Raw genomic sequence first — 15,838 nt, 5'->3', positions numbered from 1 at the left:
ACTTGATCTGTCGCACAGAAATGCAAAAGAGGCGCAAAGATGAAAAAGTCCCGGCAGCTGATGCCGGGACTTTTTTGCGTGGGTTACATCGACAGCATCAGGCGTCCGGCGAACAGAATCAGGATGACGCCCATGCTGCGCTCGAACCAATGTCCCAGGCGCATGAACAGCAGGCGCACTTTGTTGCTGGAGAAAAACAGCGCGACGATGACGAACCACAGCGCGTTGACGAAGCACATCCACAAACCGTAGAACGCCTGAATCTGCAGGGGTGTGCTGGCGCTGATGATCGTGGTGAAGATTGCCAGGAAAAACAGCGTGGCCTTGGGGTTGGTCGCGTTGGTCAGAAATCCGGTGCTGAAGGCTTTGAACAGCGACTGTTCGACCAGCGGCTCGTCAGCGGTTTTTTCGCCTTCGACGCTGCTTTTCGGTTTGCTGCGGATCAGGCTGACGCCCAGATAAAGGATGTAGGCACCGCCGACAACCTTGGCGACGGTGAGCAGCCAAGGCGTGGTGTGCATCAACGCGCCGACGCCGAGCAAGGTATACAGCACATGCACGGAAATCCCCGCGCCGATGCCCAGCGCGGTGCAGATGCCGACAAGGCGACCGAAGCGCACGCTCTGGCGGATGGTCACGGCGAAGTCCGGGCCGGGTGCAACGACGGCGAGGAAGTGGATGGTGGCCAATGCGAGAAATTCGCCCAGGTAATTGGAAAGCATGTCAGCTCCAGAAAGTCAGAGGGGAAGCATTGCCGCGATAGCCGACAAAGAACGACAGGCTCAAACGCGGATCCGCTACGCCCGGGGTCACCGAGTGCATGCGGCGCGAGTTGAACATGATGAAATCGCCGGGCTGCGGGCGCACTTCGAGCGCTGGCGGCCCCAGCAGCGCCGGCTCGATGCCATAACTGTCGCCTCGCATTTCGTCGAATTGGTCCGGGGTGATGTGGTCATTCCACATCTGCAGAGCGCCACCTTCGGTGGGCATGTTCAGGTAGACGTTGCAGGCAAACTGCGCCTCGAGGCTGCGTGCCTGAAAGCTGTCCGGGGCGTCCTTGGCGAAAATGTCGTGGTGGGCGAGAAAGCACACGCCGGGTTTGACCACCCGCGACAAGCCGACGTACATCTTGCGCCCGTAGAGGTTTTCCAGATGCGCGCCGGCGGGCCAGGACTCGTCGAGCATGCAGCGCAGGGTGTCGATCGGCGAGGAGTAGGGCGCGCAGCGCTGGCGCAGTTCGTCGATGTTGCGGGTGGCGCGTTCGAAGTAGTCCTCGATCAGCAGCGGCTGGTTTTCCGCCTCGTAAAAGGCCATGCCGATGCGGCCGATGCTCGGCGCATTGATGTAGCCCTCAAAGCCCGGGGCGAGAATCTTGTCACCGATTTCGATCGCCAGCGGCTCGGGTAGAAAGCGTTTGACGCGGATGGCGAGGACTTCTTCGTTGGCCAGTTTTTTTATGCACGTCTCATCGAGACGCTCGACGTCTAGCATCATTTGTTTTAGGTCCATCTATCGATAGTCAACGGAACCGGCGAGTGCGGTTCCCCGGCGTCGGACGCTGCGCGACGGCAATGCCCGAAATGCTCAATCCACGCTGTAGTGGACGGACAGCGTGCCTTTCTTCTGCGAAAGCGACGCGATCGTGACTGTGCCCAGATCCTTCAGGCTGCGTACGTGGGTGCCACCGCAGCCATAGGCCGGCAGTTCACCAAAACTGATTTCCCGCGCGCCTTCGCGCAGGGAGGTCAGGCGCGGCAGATCGTGTTCGATCCACTGCTCGATGCCGGTTTGCACCGTTGTCGCATCGACTTCTTCAGCGCCATCACCTGGCTTGAACTGCACCCGACCTTCGTCCGGCCAGTGATGCGCCTTGATCGGCATCCAGCCCTTGGCCTGAATGAAATGACCGATCAGGTGACCGGCCGAGTGCATGCGTGTGTTGAAGCGGCGGCGCTGTTCATCGACCCGGATGACGGTCATGCCCAGCGGCACCGGGCGGTCGACAAAATGAACGATGCGCTCCGGTTCCTGCACCACGCGCGATACCCGGCTTTCACCGATCCAGCCGGTGTCGCAAGGCTGACCGCCGCCCTGGGGGTGGAACAGGGTAGCGCGCAGCACTACGGCGAATTCGTTCTCGTGGGGTGTGCAGTCGAGGACTTCGACATTCGCCTTGAGGTCATCACTGTGAAAAAACAGGCGAAGCGTCATATTCCATGCCCTGATCGAAGTTCTGTTTTTATTATATGAATCGTGCAATAACGTGATAATCCATTCGAACATCAAAGGACTTGTGCGTTGTGAGCATCAATCTTCCACTGCCGCTGCTGGGTGAAATGGCGATTTTCGTCAAGGTTGTCGAGACCGGCAGCTTCTCTGAAGCGGCGCGGCAGATGGGTTCGTCTCCCTCAGCGGTCAGTCGCAGCATTTCCCGTCTGGAGAAGGCTTTGGCCACGCGCTTGCTGCAACGCACCACGCGCAAACTGCGCTTGAGCGATGGTGGTGAAGAGGTGTTCAAGCGTTGCCAGGAAATGGTCAGCGCGGCCAGGTCGGTGATGGAGATCAGCGGCCAGTTCACCCACGAAGCCGAAGGTCTGGTGCGGGTCAGCGTGCCGAAAGCGGTGGGGCGGTTTGTGATTCATCCGCACATGCCCGAGTTTCTGCGGCGCTATCCCAAGGTCGATGTCGAGTTGTTGCTGGAAGATCGGCAGGTTGATCTGATCGATGACCATGTCGATCTGGCGATTCGCATCACTGATCGTCCGCCGGCCGGTCTGGTCGGGCGGCAGTTGCTGACGATCGATCATTTGCTCTGCGCCACGCCGCAATACCTGGCCGAACATGGCACGCCGACGCATCCTCACGATTTGCTCAATCACAGTTGTATCTATCTGGGCGAAACGCCGAGCGATGCGCGCTGGAAATTCAAGAAAGGCAGCAAGGCGGTGACGGTCGGTGTGCGCGGGCGCTATGCCGCCAATCACACCGGGGTGCGGTTGGGGGCGGTGTTGCAGCATATCGGGATTGGCAGTCTGCCGTATTTCACGGCGCGTTATGCGTTGGAGCAGAAGTTGATTGTGCAGGTGCTGCCGGAGTGGACGTTTCTTGCTTCCTATCATGGTGGGTTGTGGTTGTTGCATTCGCCGACGCGGTATTTGCCGCCGAAGTTGCGGGTGTTTATTGATTATCTGGTGGAGTGTTTGCAGAAGGAGCCGACGTTGGGCAGGCCGGGGAAATCGGCCGGTGAGAGCAATGCGGCTGTGGCTTATGAGCTGCCGGAGAGTGAGGGGTTGCTTTGAGGTTTTCTGGGGGGCTTGGCGGCCTTTGGGCCGACCATGCTCTGGTGGTTTGGGTGAATATCCGTTGCTTCGGGGGTTGCTTCTGGCGGTTTCGCCCTTACGGCGAGTCACTTTTTCAGACGCCGGAATGCCGGCCCAGCAAAAAGTAACCAAAAGGCTAGCTCCTGCGTTCGGCCCTCGCAGGCTCGGGTTCCTTCGCTGCGGGATCGATCCGGGCGCAGCGTTTCCGGTTTGCTTCGCTGCACCTCCTTCCGCTGTGTACGACTGCGTCGTACGGTCGCTGCGCTCCCACGCCCGGATCATTCCCTCCACTCAGCCTTCCGACGTCGCCCGTGGATCAAGATCAAGAGCACTCGAGCTAACGCTCATTGTTGAGTGGTGAAAAGCGTGTGGTCTGCTTTGGATCTGTGTTGGATTCGCCCCTCATCGGAACGCCGCCCGCCCAGCCCTCTCCCGAGGGAGAGGGGGCCGATTTTTTGGCTTTTCGAAATCTGTATTCGACTCGGTAATTCAGGTCGGCGTACCTCGTCCAAACAACGCGGTCAATCCCCTCTCCCTCCGGGAGAGGGCTAGGGTGAGGGGCTTTTGATCTTCTGCATATTTGCATTCGATTCGGTATCACAGAACGACGTAACTCGCCCAAACACCTCGGTCAGTCCCCTCTCCCTCCGGGAGAGGGCCAGTGAGGGGCTTGATCTTGTGCATATTTTTGCATTCGACTCGGTATCACAGAGCGACGTAACTCGCCCAAACACCACGGTCAGTCCCCTCTCCCTCCGGGAGAGGGCTAGGGGGAGGGGCTTTTGATCTTCTGCATATTTGCATTCGACTCGGTATCACAGAGCGACGTAACTCGCCCAAACACCACGGTCAGTCCCCTCTCCCTCCGGGAGAGGGTTAGGGTGAGGGTGTTTTTGATCTTGAATAAAAAGGCCCGCATGGAATCTCCATGCGGGCCTTTTCATTTCCGTTTGAATATCAGTGCTTGCTGTCCTGTGCGGACATGGCCAGCAGTTGTTTTTCCTGGTTCCAGTCGAACGGTTCGTCGTTCTGTTCGGCTTCGTAGCGGCGTTCTTCGAGGGCCTGGTACAGGTCGATTTCTTCGTCGGAGAGGTAGTGCAGGCAGTCGCCGGCGAAGAACCACAGCAGGTCGCGTGGGATCAGGTGGGCGATTTGCGGGTAGCGGGTGATGACTTGGGTGAGGATGTCCTGGCCCAGGTATTGGCTTTCGATAGGGTCGATCGGCAGGGAGGCCAGCAGTTCGTCGAAGCGCTCGAGGAACAGGGCATGGCTTTCTTCGGGCACTTGTTCGGCCTCACCTACGGCGACCAGGATACTGCGCAGGTGGTCGAGCAACACGAGATGATCGGCAACGACGTTGGACACGAGATAAGTCCTCAAGAGCAAAACGGGCGCGGGAGTATAAAGCCCTCGCGCCGTTTTTTCACAAAAACCGGGATCAGCGGACTTTGCCCTCTGCCTGGGTCAGTTCGTCTTTGTCGAAATCATCGACGTCGATCACCTTGCGGCGGGCCGCTTCGGCGTCGCGCAGGCTTTGCGCTTCGACAGCTTGCAGCACGCCGGCCTCCAGGGCGGCATCAATGGCATGTTCGCCTGCTGCCGGTTTGACCTGGCCGCTTTTCAGCGCGATGTGCAGCTTTTTGTGCAGCGGTTGCGCAGCGTTGAGCAGGTTGCTGGCGTGTTGCAATGCGCCCACGGCATCGTCCGCCGATTGCGGGCGGTAGCAGCCGGCGAGCAGTTCTTCCAGTGCCGGATCGCCTTTGGCGCGACCAATGACCGCAGCGACTTCGGCACCGAGTTTGTCCGACGGGCCTTTGTGACGGCGGCCGAACGGGAACACGATAACCCGCAGCAGGCAGCCGAAGACCTTGTTCGGGAAGTTGCTCAGCAGTTCATCCAGCGCGCGCTCCGACTGGCCGAGGCTCTCTTCCATGGCCCAGCGGAACAGCGGTTCCATATACGCCGGCGAATCGAGGTCGTGATAGCGTTTGAGCGCGGCGGAGGCCAGATACAGGTTGCTCAACACATCACCGAGGCGCGCTGACAGGCGTTCGCGGCGTTTCAGTTCGCCGCCCAGGAGCATCATGCTGAAGTCGGCAAGCATGGCGAATGCGGCAGCCTGACGGTTGAGCGCGCGGAAGTAGCCTTGGCTGATCCTGTCGCCCGGCGCATGTTCGAAGTGACCGAGCCCGAGGTTCAGCACCAGTGTGCTGGCCGCGTTGCTCACGGCGAAGCCGATGTGCTTGAGCAGCAGGCCATCGAATTCCTTGAGTGCCTGTTCCTTGTCCGCACGACCAGCCAGGGCCATTTCCTTGAGTACAAACGGATGGCAGCGGATCGCGCCCTGGCCGAAGATCATCAGGTTGCGTGACAGAATGTTCGCGCCTTCGACGGTGATGAAGATCGGCGCGCCGTTCCAGCTGCGGCCGAGGTAGTTGTTCGGCCCCATGATGATCGCTTTACCGCCATGCACATCCATGGCGTGGCTGATGCATTCGCGGCCGCGTTCGGTGAGGTGATATTTGAGGATCGCCGAGAGCACCGAGGGTTTTTCACCGAGGTCCACCGCGTTGGCGGTGAGCATGCGGGCGGCGTCCATCATCCACGCGTTGCCGCCGATGCGCGCCATCGCTTCCTGGATGCCTTCGAACGCCGACAGCGGCACATTGAACTGTTCACGAATCTGCGCGTACTGGCCGGTCACCAGACTGGTGAACTTGGCCGCGCCGGTGCCGACGGCTGGCAGCGAGATCGAACGCCCGACCGACAGGCAGTTCATCAGCATCATCCAGCCCTTGCCGAGCATTTCCTGGCCGCCGATGAGGTAGTCCAGCGGAATGAACACGTCCTTGCCGGAGTTCGGCCCGTTCATGAACGCGGCGCCCAGCGGCAGGTGACGACGACCGATTTCCACGCCTGCGGTATCGGTCGGGATCAGCGCCAGACTGATGCCGAGATCTTCTTCTTCACCGAGCAGGTGATCCGGGTCGTAGGCCTTGAATGCCAGGCCAAGCAGAGTCGCGACCGGGCCGAGGGTGATGTAGCGCTTCTCCCAGTTCAGGCGCAGGCCGATGACTTCTTCACCCTCCCACTGGCCCTTGCAGATGATCCCGGTGTCGGGCATCGCGCCAGCGTCGGACCCCGCCAGCGGGCCGGTGAGGGCGAAGCATGGAATATCGTCGCCACGGGCCAGGCGCGGCAGGTAGTGATTGCGTTGTTCGTCAGTGCCGTAATGCAGAAGTAATTCGGCCGGGCCGAGGGAGTTGGGCACCATCACGGTAGAGGCGAGGTCACCGCTGCGGGTCGCCAGTTTCATTGCCACTTGCGAGTGGGCATAGGCAGAGAAGCCCTTGCCGCCGTATTCCTTGGGAATGATCAGGGCGAAGAAACCGTGTTGCTTGATGTGCGTCCAGGCTTCGGGCGGCAGGTCCATCGACTGACCTATCTGCCAGTCGCTGACCATCGCGCAGAGTTCTTCGGTCGGACCGTCGATGAAGGCTTGTTCTTCTTCGCTCAACTGCACCTTGGGATAGGACAGCAGTTTGTCCCAGTCAGGACGGCCGCTGAACAGCTCGCCGTCCCACCACACGGTGCCGGCATCGATCGCGTCGCGTTCGGTCTGCGACATCGGCGGCAGGGTTTTCTGGAACCAGTTGAACAGTGGCGCGGTGAAGTGTTTGCGGCGCAGGTCAGGCAGCAACAATGGCGCGGCGACCACCGCCAGCAAGACCCAGAAGATCAACAACAGCCAGCCCGGCGCGTGACTGAAAATCCCCATCGCCACCAGATAGGCAGCGACGATGCCCAACGCGGGCAGCGGGGCGATGCGTCGATGGGCGAGATACGCCACGCCGACGATCAAAACCAGTATCCACAACAACAGCATATTCAGTCCTCCGTGAACCAAGGCAAATCGACCCTCCAGAGCTTAGACGGCATCTGTAAATCCGGGTGGTCAGAGCATGGTGATTGAAATCGTGGGAAACCCCGGATGGTTTTCGTAGGTTCGGTGGGCAACACGTGTGGGAAATCGTTCGTTGCTGCGCAGCTTTGCTTTCAGGTTTGGCCGAAACGTCGTTATCTCTGTGCTCAGGCTGTCGCTAGACTCGTGGCTTACCCAGGAGATTGCCGTCATGCACGAGTATCTGAGCCCCGGCCGCTTCATCGATAGTGACCACCCGGCAGTGGTGGAGTTCGCCGAGCAGCATCGCGGCGCCAGCAATGATCCGCGTGAGCAGGCGATCAGTCTTTATTACGCCGTGCGTGAGGCGGTGCGCTACAACCCCTACACCTTCAGCCGTGATCCGCAAACCTTGCGTGGCAGTTACGCGCTGGCAGCGGGAGAGAGCTACTGCGTGCCGAAAGCCACGCTGCTCGCCGGTTGCGCGCGGCATTGCGGGATCCCGGCGCGCATCGGTCTGGCCGATGTGCGCAATCACCTGTCGACGCCGCGACTGCTCGAGTTGCTGAAAAGCGATGTGTTTGCCATGCATGGCTACACCGAGCTGTTTCTCGATGGCCGCTGGGTCAAGGCGACGCCGGCGTTCAACCAGCAACTGTGCGAATTGTTCAACGTCGCAGCGCTGGAATTCGACGGGGTCAACGACAGCGTTTTTCACCCGTTCAACCGCGACGGCGTGCAGTTGATGGAATATCTGCTCGATCACGGCCAGTTCACTGATGTGCCGGAAATCTTCTTCTTCGAGCACCTGCAAAAGTGCTATCCGCATCTGTTTGCTGAGCAGTTGCCGTTGCTGCTGGGCGATATGCAGACGGATTTGAGTCGTACCTGATCCGGCGTATGCTGGCCGTCCACTCATGTGCAAAGAGGCGGTCATGCTGAAGATCTGGGGACGGAAAAATTCATCGAACGTCAGGAAGCCCTTGTGGGCTGCCGAGGAGCTGGGCCTGGCCTACGAGGCCATTGATGCCGGGGGCGCGTTCGGTGTGGTCGACACGCCCGAGTACCGTGCGATGAACCCCAACGGCCGGGTGCCGGTGATCGAGGATGATGGTTTCGTGCTGTGGGAATCCAACGCCATCGTGCGCTATCTGCTGGCCAGACATGCACCGGACAGCGCCTGGTATCCGGCCGATGCGCAAGCCCGCGCCGCGGCGGACAAGTGGATGGATTGGACTACTTCCAGTTTCGCCGGGCCGTTTCGCACGGTGTTCTGGGGTGTGTTGCGCACGCCTGCCGAGAAGCAGGACTGGAAGGCGATCAATGCTGCGATCAAGGAATGCGATGAGTTGCTGAACATGGCCGACCATGCCCTGATCAGCCAGCCTTACCTCTCCGGCAATGACATCGGCATGGGCGACATCCCGCTGGGCAGCTTCATTTACGCCTGGTTCGAAATGCCCATCGAGCGCGCCCCGCAACCCCATCTGCAAGCCTGGTATGAACGTTTGAAGCAGCGTCCGGCCTATCAGAAAGCGGTCATGACCGCGTTGACTTGATAATTACTATCGACACACTTGACTGTACTTGTGCGGCGGCGGCAAGCACCATTGCGAACTTGCGCCGCGGTTGTTTCCCTCGCCGCTCGCCCTTATTTACTTCTTTCCTTCCTTCTTGGTGCGTAAATCCGATATGAGTTCCGCTCTGTCCATCCGGCAGCTAACCAAAACCTACGGCAACGGGTTCCAGGCCTTGAGTGGTATCGATCTGGACGTCGCCGAAGGTGACTTTTTCGCCTTGCTCGGCCCCAACGGCGCCGGCAAATCCACCACCATCGGCATCCTCTCGACCCTGGTCAACAAGACCAGCGGTACGGTGAATATCTTCGGCCACGATCTGGACAAGAACCCGGCGGCGCTCAAGCGCTCGATCGGCGTGGTGCCGCAGGAATTCAATTTCAACCAGTTCGAAAAGACCTTCGACATCGTCGTGACCCAGGCCGGTTACTACGGTATTCCGGCGAAAGTCGCCAAGGAACGCGCCGAGCAGTACCTGACCCAGCTCGGCCTGTGGGACAAGCGCGATGTGCCGTCGCGTTCGCTGTCCGGCGGCATGAAACGTCGTCTGATGATCGCCCGTGCATTGGTGCACGAACCGCGTCTGCTGATCCTCGATGAGCCGACTGCGGGCGTCGATATCGAGCTGCGCCGTTCGATGTGGACCTTCCTCACCGAGCTGAACCAGAAAGGCATCACCATCATCCTGACTACGCATTACCTGGAAGAGGCCGAGCAGCTGTGCCGCAATATCGGCATCATCGACCACGGCACCATCGTCGAGAACACCAGCATGAAACAATTGCTGGGCCAGTTGCACGTGGAAACCTTCTTGCTGGATCTGAAAAACGATCTGCACGCCGCGCCGCAGTTGCTCGGCTACCCGGCCCGGTTGCTCGACAGCCATACCCTGGAAGTCCAGGTCGACAAATCCATGGGCATCACGGCGTTGTTCACCCAGTTGGCGCAGCAGAACATCGAAGTGCTGAGCCTGCGTAACAAAACCAATCGCCTCGAGGAGTTGTTCGTGTCCCTGGTGGAGAAAAATCTGTCGAAGGTGGCGGTATGAGTTCCGAGTTCGGTCCCAACCTCGTCGCCCTGCAAACCATCGTCTACCGCGAGGTCAAACGCTTCATGCGGATCTGGCCGCAGACGCTGCTGCCGCCGGCGATCACCATGGTTCTGTACTTCGTGATCTTCGGCAACCTGATCGGCCGGCAGATCGGCGACATGGGTGGTTTCACCTACATGGAGTACATTGTGCCGGGGCTGATCATGATGTCGGTGATCACCAACTCCTACGGCAACGTGGTCTCGAGTTTCTTCGGCAGCAAGTTCCAGCGCTCGATCGAAGAGCTGATGGTCTCGCCAGTGTCCCCGCACACCATCCTGATCGGCTTCACCATTGGTGGCGTATTGCGCGGTCTGGCGGTGGGCCTGATCGTGACGATCCTGTCGCTGTTCTTCACCGATCTGCAGGTGCATCACCTCGGCGTGACCATTCTGGTGGTGGTGCTGACCGCGACGATCTTCTCGCTGCTGGGCTTCATCAACGCGGTGTTTGCGCGCAACTTCGATGATATTTCGATCATCCCCACTTTTGTGCTGACTCCGCTGACCTACCTTGGCGGCGTGTTCTACTCGATCACTTTGCTGCCATCGTTCTGGCAGACCGTGTCGCTGGCAAACCCGGTGCTGCACATGGTCAACGCCTTCCGCTACGGCATCCTTGGGGTTTCGGATATCCGCATCGGCATCGCCATTACCTTCATGCTGGTGGCGACGGTGGTGCTGTATCTCGGCTGTGCGCGGTTGCTGGTGAGCGGGCGCGGGATGCGTACCTGATCTCGACCGCAGCGCTTCCTTCGCGAGCAGGCTCGCTCCCACATTGGAATGATGTTCTCTGTGGGAGCGAGCCTGCTCGCGAAGGGGCCAGCCCAGACACAACAAAAAACGGCCTCCCATCGTGGAGGCCGTTTTGCATTCATTTCTGCCGACTTTTTTTGCGCCGCCGCCATTGCCGCGCCACCCACCAGCGCCAGTACAGCATCACCAGAAAGTAGGCGAGGATGCCCAGCACCAGGCCGACAACCACCGAGCCCAGCAGAAACGGCTGCCACAGCGTCGACAATTCGCCGCTGATCCATTCCCAGGTCAACTCGTCCGGCAGGTGCCGCGCCGGCACGTCCATCAGGAATGCCCCTGCCTGGTAGGTACAGAAAAACACCGCTGGCATGGTGATCGGGTTGGTCAGCCAGACCAGACTCACCGCGATCGGCATGTTGCCGCGCACCATCACCGCCAGCGCTGCCGCGACCAGCATCTGCGCGGGTATCGGCAGGAATGCGGCAAACAGGCCGACCGCCATCGCCCGGGCCACCGAGTGGCGATTGAGGTGCCACAGGTTCGGGTCATGCAGCAACTTGCCGAGAAAGCGTAAGGATTTGTGTTCCCTGATGCTCGTCGGGTCGGGCATGTAACGTTTGAATAAGCGCCGGGGCATAAGGCTTCTCGGTCGGTTAAGGCGGCAAGTATGTCTGGATTCTACGAACCGCCCATTCAGACTTTGTGACAATTGTTGACGACGGTGGTGCCGCAGACCCGCTATGCCTAGGGAGGGGACTCTCAAGGACGGGCATATGCGCACAGGGATGATGGCGCTGGCAGTCGGTCTGCTGGCCCCGGTTTTTTTGCCGGCGTTGCCGCCGGTCGGTTGCCTGGTGGTACTGCCGGTGTTGGCGCTGATGCTTTTGCCGTTTCGCAGCTATCCACTGGCATTTTTGCTGTTTGGTTTCACGTGGGCCTGCGTCGGCGCGCAGTGGGCCTTGAATGATCGTTTGCCGCCGAAACTGGATGGCGAAACGCGCTGGCTCGAAGGGCGTGTGGTCGGCTTGCCGCAGCATGGCGACGGCGTGGTGCGTTTCGAGCTGGCCGATGCACACTCACGGCACGAGAAACTGCCATCGCTGCTGCGCCTGGCCTGGTACGCCGGGCCATCGGTCAATAGCGGCGAACGCTGGCGCCTGGCCGTGAAGTTGAAGCGCCCGAGTGGCTTGCTCAACCCGGACGCCTTCGATTACGAGGCCTGGCTGCTGGCACAACGCATCGGTGCGACCGGCACGATCAAGGATGGACGGCGTCTGGCTGAGGCCCGGCATGCCTGGCGCGACGGCGTCCGTCAGCGCCTGTTGGCGGTGGATGCGCAGGGACGGGAGGGCGCGCTGGCGGCGCTGGTGCTCGGTGATGGCTCCGGGCTCAGTCGTGAGGACTGGCAGATACTGCAAGACACCGGCACCGTGCATTTGCTGGTGATTTCCGGCCAGCACATCGGTTTGCTGGCGGCAGTGATGTATCTGCTGGTCGCCGGGCTGGCGCGTTTCGGAATCTGGCCGTTGCGCTGGCCATGGTTGCCCTGGGCATGCGGCCTCGCCTTCGCGGCGGCGCTGGGTTATGGCTTGCTCGCCGGTTTCGATGTGCCGGTGCAGCGCGCCTGCGTGATGGTGGCGCTGGTATTGTTGTGGCGCCTGCGTTTTCGCCATCTCGGCGCGTGGTGGCCGTTGTTGCTGGCGTTCAACGGCGTGCTGCTGTTTGATCCGTTGGCCAGTTTGCGTCCCGGTTTCTGGCTGTCTTTCGCGGCAGTGGCGGTGTTGATCTTCACCTTCGGCGGGCGCTTGGGGGCCTGGCGTTGGTGGCAGACCTGGACCCGCGCGCAGTGGCTGATCGCGATTGGTTTGTGCCCGGTGTTGCTGGCGCTCAGCCTGCCGATCAGCGTCAGTGGCCCCGTGGCGAATCTGTTGGCGGTGCCGTGGGTCAGTCTTGTGGTATTGCCGCCGGCGTTGCTCGGCACGCTATTGCTGCCCGTGCCTTATGTTGGCGAAGGGTTGTTGTGGCTGGCCGGTGGTTTGATCGACTGGCTGTTTATCGGGCTGGCGCTGATTGCCGGGCAATGGCCGGCGTGGATACCTGCCGCCATTCCCTTGTGGGCGCTGGTCTTGGGCAGCCTCGGCGCCTTGTTATTGCTGTTGCCCCGTGGTGTGCCGCTGCGTCCATTGGGCTGGCCGTTGATGTTGCTGCTGATATTGCCGCCCCGAGAGCGAATAGAAGAGGGGCGGGCCGACGTCTGGCAATTCGACGTCGGCCAAGGCCTGGCCATCCTTGTGCGCACCCGCCATCACACGTTGCTGTATGACGCCGGGCCGCGTTTCGGCGAGTTCGATCTTGGCGAGCGGGTGGTGCTGCCAGCGCTGCGCAAACTGAATGTGCAAGCACTCGACCTGATGCTGCTCAGCCATGCCGACGCCGATCACGCTGGCGGCGCTCGAGCAGTGATGCGGGGATTGAAGGTGCAGCGCGTTGTCAGCGGCGATCCGCCAAACCTGCCGCCGGAGCTGAGCGCCGAAACCTGCGCAAGCGGCGAACAGTGGCAGTGGGATGGCGTGCACTTCCAGCTCTGGCAATGGTCGGCTGCCGATGACAGCAACCAGCGCTCCTGTGTCTTGCAGATCGAAGCCAACGGCGAGCGCCTGCTGCTCACCGGCGACATCGACATTCACGCCGAGCGCGTTCTGCTCGACAGCCCACTGGCGGTGCCGACGCAGTGGCTGCAATCGCCCCATCACGGCAGTCGCAGTTCATCCTCGATGGCCCTGCTCAAAGCCTTGCAGCCAGAAGCGGTGCTGATCTCCCGTGGCCACGGCAACTCCTTCGGTCACCCGCATCCAACCGTGCTTGCGCGCTACCGCAAGCAAGGCCTGCGCATCTACGACAGTGCCGAACAGGGCGCCATTCATCTGCAACTGGGCAGCTTCAAGTCGCCGTGGACGATGCGTCACCAACGGCGTTTCTGGCGCGACCCGCCGGCGCCCGGCCGTTGATCGGTGCCAGCATGGCTGCCATCTTACGGTCGTCGGGGCGGCGGGTCTTAATCGCGGATCGGTATGGTAAAGTGGCGCACTTTTTCGAGGGGACTGTCACTGTGTGGGAATTGGTCAAATCCGGCGGCTGGATGATGTTGCCGATCATTCTGAGTTCCATCGCGGCCATGGCGATCGTCGCCGAGCGCCTGTGGACACTGCGCGCCAGTCGCGTCACCCCCGAGCATCTGCTGGGTCAGGTCTGGGTCTGGATCAAGGACAAGCAGCTCAACAAGGAAAAACTCAAGGAATTGCGCGCCAATTCGCCGCTGGGGGAAATCCTTGCCGCGGGCCTGGCCAACTCCAAGCATGGCCGCGAGATCATGAAGGAGTGCATCGAAGAGGCTGCCGCGCGGGTCATTCATGAGCTCGAACGCTACGTCAATGCGTTGGGCACCATCGCCGCGATGTCGCCATTGCTCGGTCTGCTCGGCACGGTGCTGGGCATGATCGACATTTTCAGTGCCTTCACCGGTTCCGGCATGACCACCAATGCTTCGGTGCTGGCCGGCGGTATTTCCAAGGCGCTGATCACTACCGCTGCGGGCCTGATGGTCGGGATCCCGGCAGTGTTCTTCCACCGCTTCCTGCAACGCCGTATCGATGAGCTGGTGGTCGGCATGGAGCAGGAAGCGATCAAACTGGTGGAAGTGGTGCAGGGCGACCGTGATGTCGATCTGGCCGAGGGCCGCGCGTGAAATTCCGTCGCAAGCCTCGGGAAACCATCGATATCAACCTCGCGTCGCTGATCGACGTGGTGTTCATTCTGCTGCTGTTTTTCGTGGTCACTACCACCTTCACCCGCGAAACCCAGCTGCGCGTGGATTTGCCGGAAGCGGTCAGCGGTTCGCCCGCCGAAGATCAGCAAGTCAAACAACTGGACGTCGCGATCAGTGCCGAAGGCGTGTTTTCGGTGAACAACAGGATTCTGCCGAAAAATGATCTGCCGACGCTGATGGAAGCCATGCAGAAAGAATCCAACGGCGACACCAACATGCCGTTGTCGATCAGCGCCGATGGCAAGGCTCAGCATCAATCGGTGATCACCGCCATGGACGCGGCCGGCAAGCTCGGTTTCAGCCATCTGCGCATGACCACGGTCGAGGCGGCGCCGAAATCCTGATGAGCCTGTCCGATCGCCTGCTCGACGCGTGGTATCAGGGGCATCCGGCCCTGACGTTGTTGTGGCCGCTGGAAATGTTGTATCGCCGTGTGGTGATCAACAAACGTCAGCGCTTTCTCGACGGCGAAGGTGAAATCTACCAATCGCCGGTGCCGCTGATCGTGGTCGGCAATATCACCGTAGGCGGCACGGGCAAGACGCCGATGATTCTCTGGCTGATAGAACATTGCCGACGCCGTGGATTGCGCGTTGGCGTGGTCAGTCGCGGGTATGGCGCCAAGCCGCCGCAGCTGCCATGGCGGGTCGAGGCCGAGCAGAGCGCCGAGGTTGCCGGTGACGAGCCCCTGTTGATTGTCCAGCGCACCGGCGTGCCGCTGATGATCGACCCTGATCGCAGCGCCGCCGTCAGAGCCTTGATCGCCAGTGAGCCGCTGGACCTTATTCTGTCTGACGACGGCATGCAGCATTACCGCCTCGCGCGGGATCTGGAACTGGTGCTGATCGATGCCGCACGGGGCCTGGGCAACCAGCGCTGCTTGCCGGCGGGACCGTTGCGCGAGCCGGTCGAGCGCCTGCAAAATGTCGACGGCGTGCTGTTCAACGGTGCCTTGGCTGATCGTGAGGATGGTTTTGCCTTTCGCCTGCAGCCCACCGCGCTGGTCAATCTGCGCAGCGGCGAACATCAGCCGCTCAAGCATTTTCCGCCCGGGCAAGCGCTGCACGCGGTAGCCGGGATCGGCAATCCGCAACGTTTCTTCAATACCCTCGAAGCGCTAGACTGGCGCCCGGTTCCGCATGCATTTGCCGACCACGCCGAGTACAGCGTGCAGGCGTTGAATTTCACCCCGTCATTGCCGTTGGTGATGACCGAAAAGGACGCGGTGAAGTGCCGTGCCTTCGCCGCTGCCGACTGGTGGTATCTGGCGGTCGATGCCGTGCCGTCGCCGGCCTTCGTGGCCTGGTTCGACACGCAGCTGATGCGCCTGTTGCCGGATCGTCTGTTGCCTTAACTGTTTTTATTTCTG

General features: G+C 60.7%; 15 protein-coding genes. 9 read left to right on the top strand and 6 right to left on the bottom strand.

The window, feature by feature from the left end:
* Positions 1 to 83 precede the first annotated feature (83 nt).
* The 3 genes from GXB78_RS11055 to GXB78_RS11045 form a co-directional block, all read right to left on the bottom strand.
* On the bottom strand, positions 84 to 722 hold the full coding sequence (locus tag GXB78_RS11055) for a LysE family translocator (RefSeq protein WP_016773667.1): 639 nt from the start codon (positions 720 to 722) through the stop codon (positions 84 to 86).
* Between the two features lies 1 nt (position 723).
* Positions 724 to 1,494 carry a 2OG-Fe(II) oxygenase gene (locus GXB78_RS11050; protein ID WP_329515409.1) on the bottom strand — a complete coding sequence of 257 codons (771 nt, stop codon included), beginning with the start codon at positions 1,492 to 1,494 and terminating at the stop codon, positions 724 to 726.
* A gap of 90 nt (positions 1,495 to 1,584) precedes the next feature.
* Positions 1,585 to 2,211 carry an alanyl-tRNA editing protein gene (locus GXB78_RS11045; RefSeq protein WP_329515408.1) on the bottom strand — a complete coding sequence of 209 codons (627 nt, stop codon included), beginning with the start codon at positions 2,209 to 2,211 and terminating at the stop codon, positions 1,585 to 1,587.
* Between the two features lie 89 nt (positions 2,212 to 2,300).
* Here GXB78_RS11045 and GXB78_RS11040 point away from each other — a divergent pair, with 89 nt between their 5' ends.
* Positions 2,301 to 3,299: a LysR family transcriptional regulator gene (locus GXB78_RS11040; RefSeq protein ID WP_329515407.1), complete on the top strand. Its 999-nt coding sequence runs from the start codon at positions 2,301 to 2,303 to the stop codon at positions 3,297 to 3,299.
* Positions 3,300 to 4,277: 978 nt separating this feature from the next.
* Here GXB78_RS11040 and GXB78_RS11035 read toward each other — a convergent pair.
* Together GXB78_RS11035 and GXB78_RS11030 are read right to left on the bottom strand one after the other, a co-directional pair.
* Positions 4,278 to 4,685 (bottom strand): PA2817 family protein, encoded by a 408-nt coding sequence (locus GXB78_RS11035; protein WP_007967565.1) that lies wholly within the window; start codon positions 4,683 to 4,685, stop codon positions 4,278 to 4,280.
* A 73-nt stretch (positions 4,686 to 4,758) separates the two neighbouring features.
* Positions 4,759 to 7,206, bottom strand: coding sequence for an acyl-CoA dehydrogenase (locus GXB78_RS11030; protein ID WP_329515406.1), 2,448 nt, complete (start codon positions 7,204 to 7,206; stop codon positions 4,759 to 4,761).
* Positions 7,207 to 7,453: 247 nt separating this feature from the next.
* Between GXB78_RS11030 and GXB78_RS11025 the strand changes: the two genes are divergently transcribed.
* From GXB78_RS11025 to GXB78_RS11010, 4 genes are all read left to right on the top strand, one after another.
* Positions 7,454 to 8,113, top strand: a complete 660-nt coding sequence (locus GXB78_RS11025) for a transglutaminase-like domain-containing protein (RefSeq protein ID WP_329515405.1) — start codon at positions 7,454 to 7,456, stop codon at positions 8,111 to 8,113.
* Positions 8,114 to 8,156: 43 nt separating this feature from the next.
* On the top strand, positions 8,157 to 8,780 hold the full coding sequence (locus GXB78_RS11020) for a glutathione S-transferase family protein (protein ID WP_323168276.1): 624 nt from the start codon (positions 8,157 to 8,159) through the stop codon (positions 8,778 to 8,780).
* Positions 8,781 to 8,913: 133 nt separating this feature from the next.
* Positions 8,914 to 9,846: an ABC transporter ATP-binding protein gene (locus GXB78_RS11015; protein WP_042610685.1), complete on the top strand. Its 933-nt coding sequence runs from the start codon at positions 8,914 to 8,916 to the stop codon at positions 9,844 to 9,846.
* Positions 9,843 to 10,622, top strand: coding sequence for an ABC transporter permease (locus GXB78_RS11010; protein ID WP_329515404.1), 780 nt, complete (start codon positions 9,843 to 9,845; stop codon positions 10,620 to 10,622). The genes GXB78_RS11015 and GXB78_RS11010 overlap by 4 nt, the downstream gene beginning before the upstream one ends.
* Positions 10,623 to 10,761: 139 nt before the next feature.
* On the opposite strand, the gene GXB78_RS11005 is transcribed toward GXB78_RS11010, so the two are convergent.
* Entirely contained in the window at positions 10,762 to 11,280 is a 519-nt protein-coding gene (locus GXB78_RS11005) for a DUF2062 domain-containing protein (protein WP_042610686.1), read from the bottom strand.
* Positions 11,281 to 11,416: 136 nt separating this feature from the next.
* Here GXB78_RS11005 and GXB78_RS11000 point away from each other — a divergent pair, with 136 nt between their 5' ends.
* The 4 genes from GXB78_RS11000 (at position 11,417) to lpxK (ending at position 15,823) form a co-directional block, all read left to right on the top strand.
* Positions 11,417 to 13,651 carry a DNA internalization-related competence protein ComEC/Rec2 gene (locus GXB78_RS11000; RefSeq protein ID WP_329515403.1) on the top strand — a complete coding sequence of 745 codons (2,235 nt, stop codon included), beginning with the start codon at positions 11,417 to 11,419 and terminating at the stop codon, positions 13,649 to 13,651.
* Positions 13,652 to 13,752: 101 nt separating this feature from the next.
* A complete protein-coding gene (locus tag GXB78_RS10995; RefSeq protein ID WP_007908216.1) occupies positions 13,753 to 14,388 on the top strand; it encodes a MotA/TolQ/ExbB proton channel family protein in 636 nt (211 codons plus the stop codon).
* On the top strand, positions 14,385 to 14,813 hold the full coding sequence (locus GXB78_RS10990) for an ExbD/TolR family protein (RefSeq protein WP_329515402.1): 429 nt from the start codon (positions 14,385 to 14,387) through the stop codon (positions 14,811 to 14,813). The genes GXB78_RS10995 and GXB78_RS10990 overlap by 4 nt, the downstream gene beginning before the upstream one ends.
* Positions 14,813 to 15,823, top strand: coding sequence for a tetraacyldisaccharide 4'-kinase (gene lpxK, locus GXB78_RS10985; protein WP_329515401.1), 1,011 nt, complete (start codon positions 14,813 to 14,815; stop codon positions 15,821 to 15,823). The genes GXB78_RS10990 and lpxK overlap by 1 nt, the downstream gene beginning before the upstream one ends.
* Positions 15,824 to 15,838 lie beyond the last annotated feature (15 nt).

Source organism: Pseudomonas moraviensis subsp. stanleyae (genome assembly GCF_036283065.1).
GTDB classification, from domain to species: Bacteria; Pseudomonadota; Gammaproteobacteria; order Pseudomonadales; family Pseudomonadaceae; genus Aquipseudomonas; species Aquipseudomonas stanleyae.
This window is presented reverse-complemented; position numbering and strand designations above follow the sequence as displayed.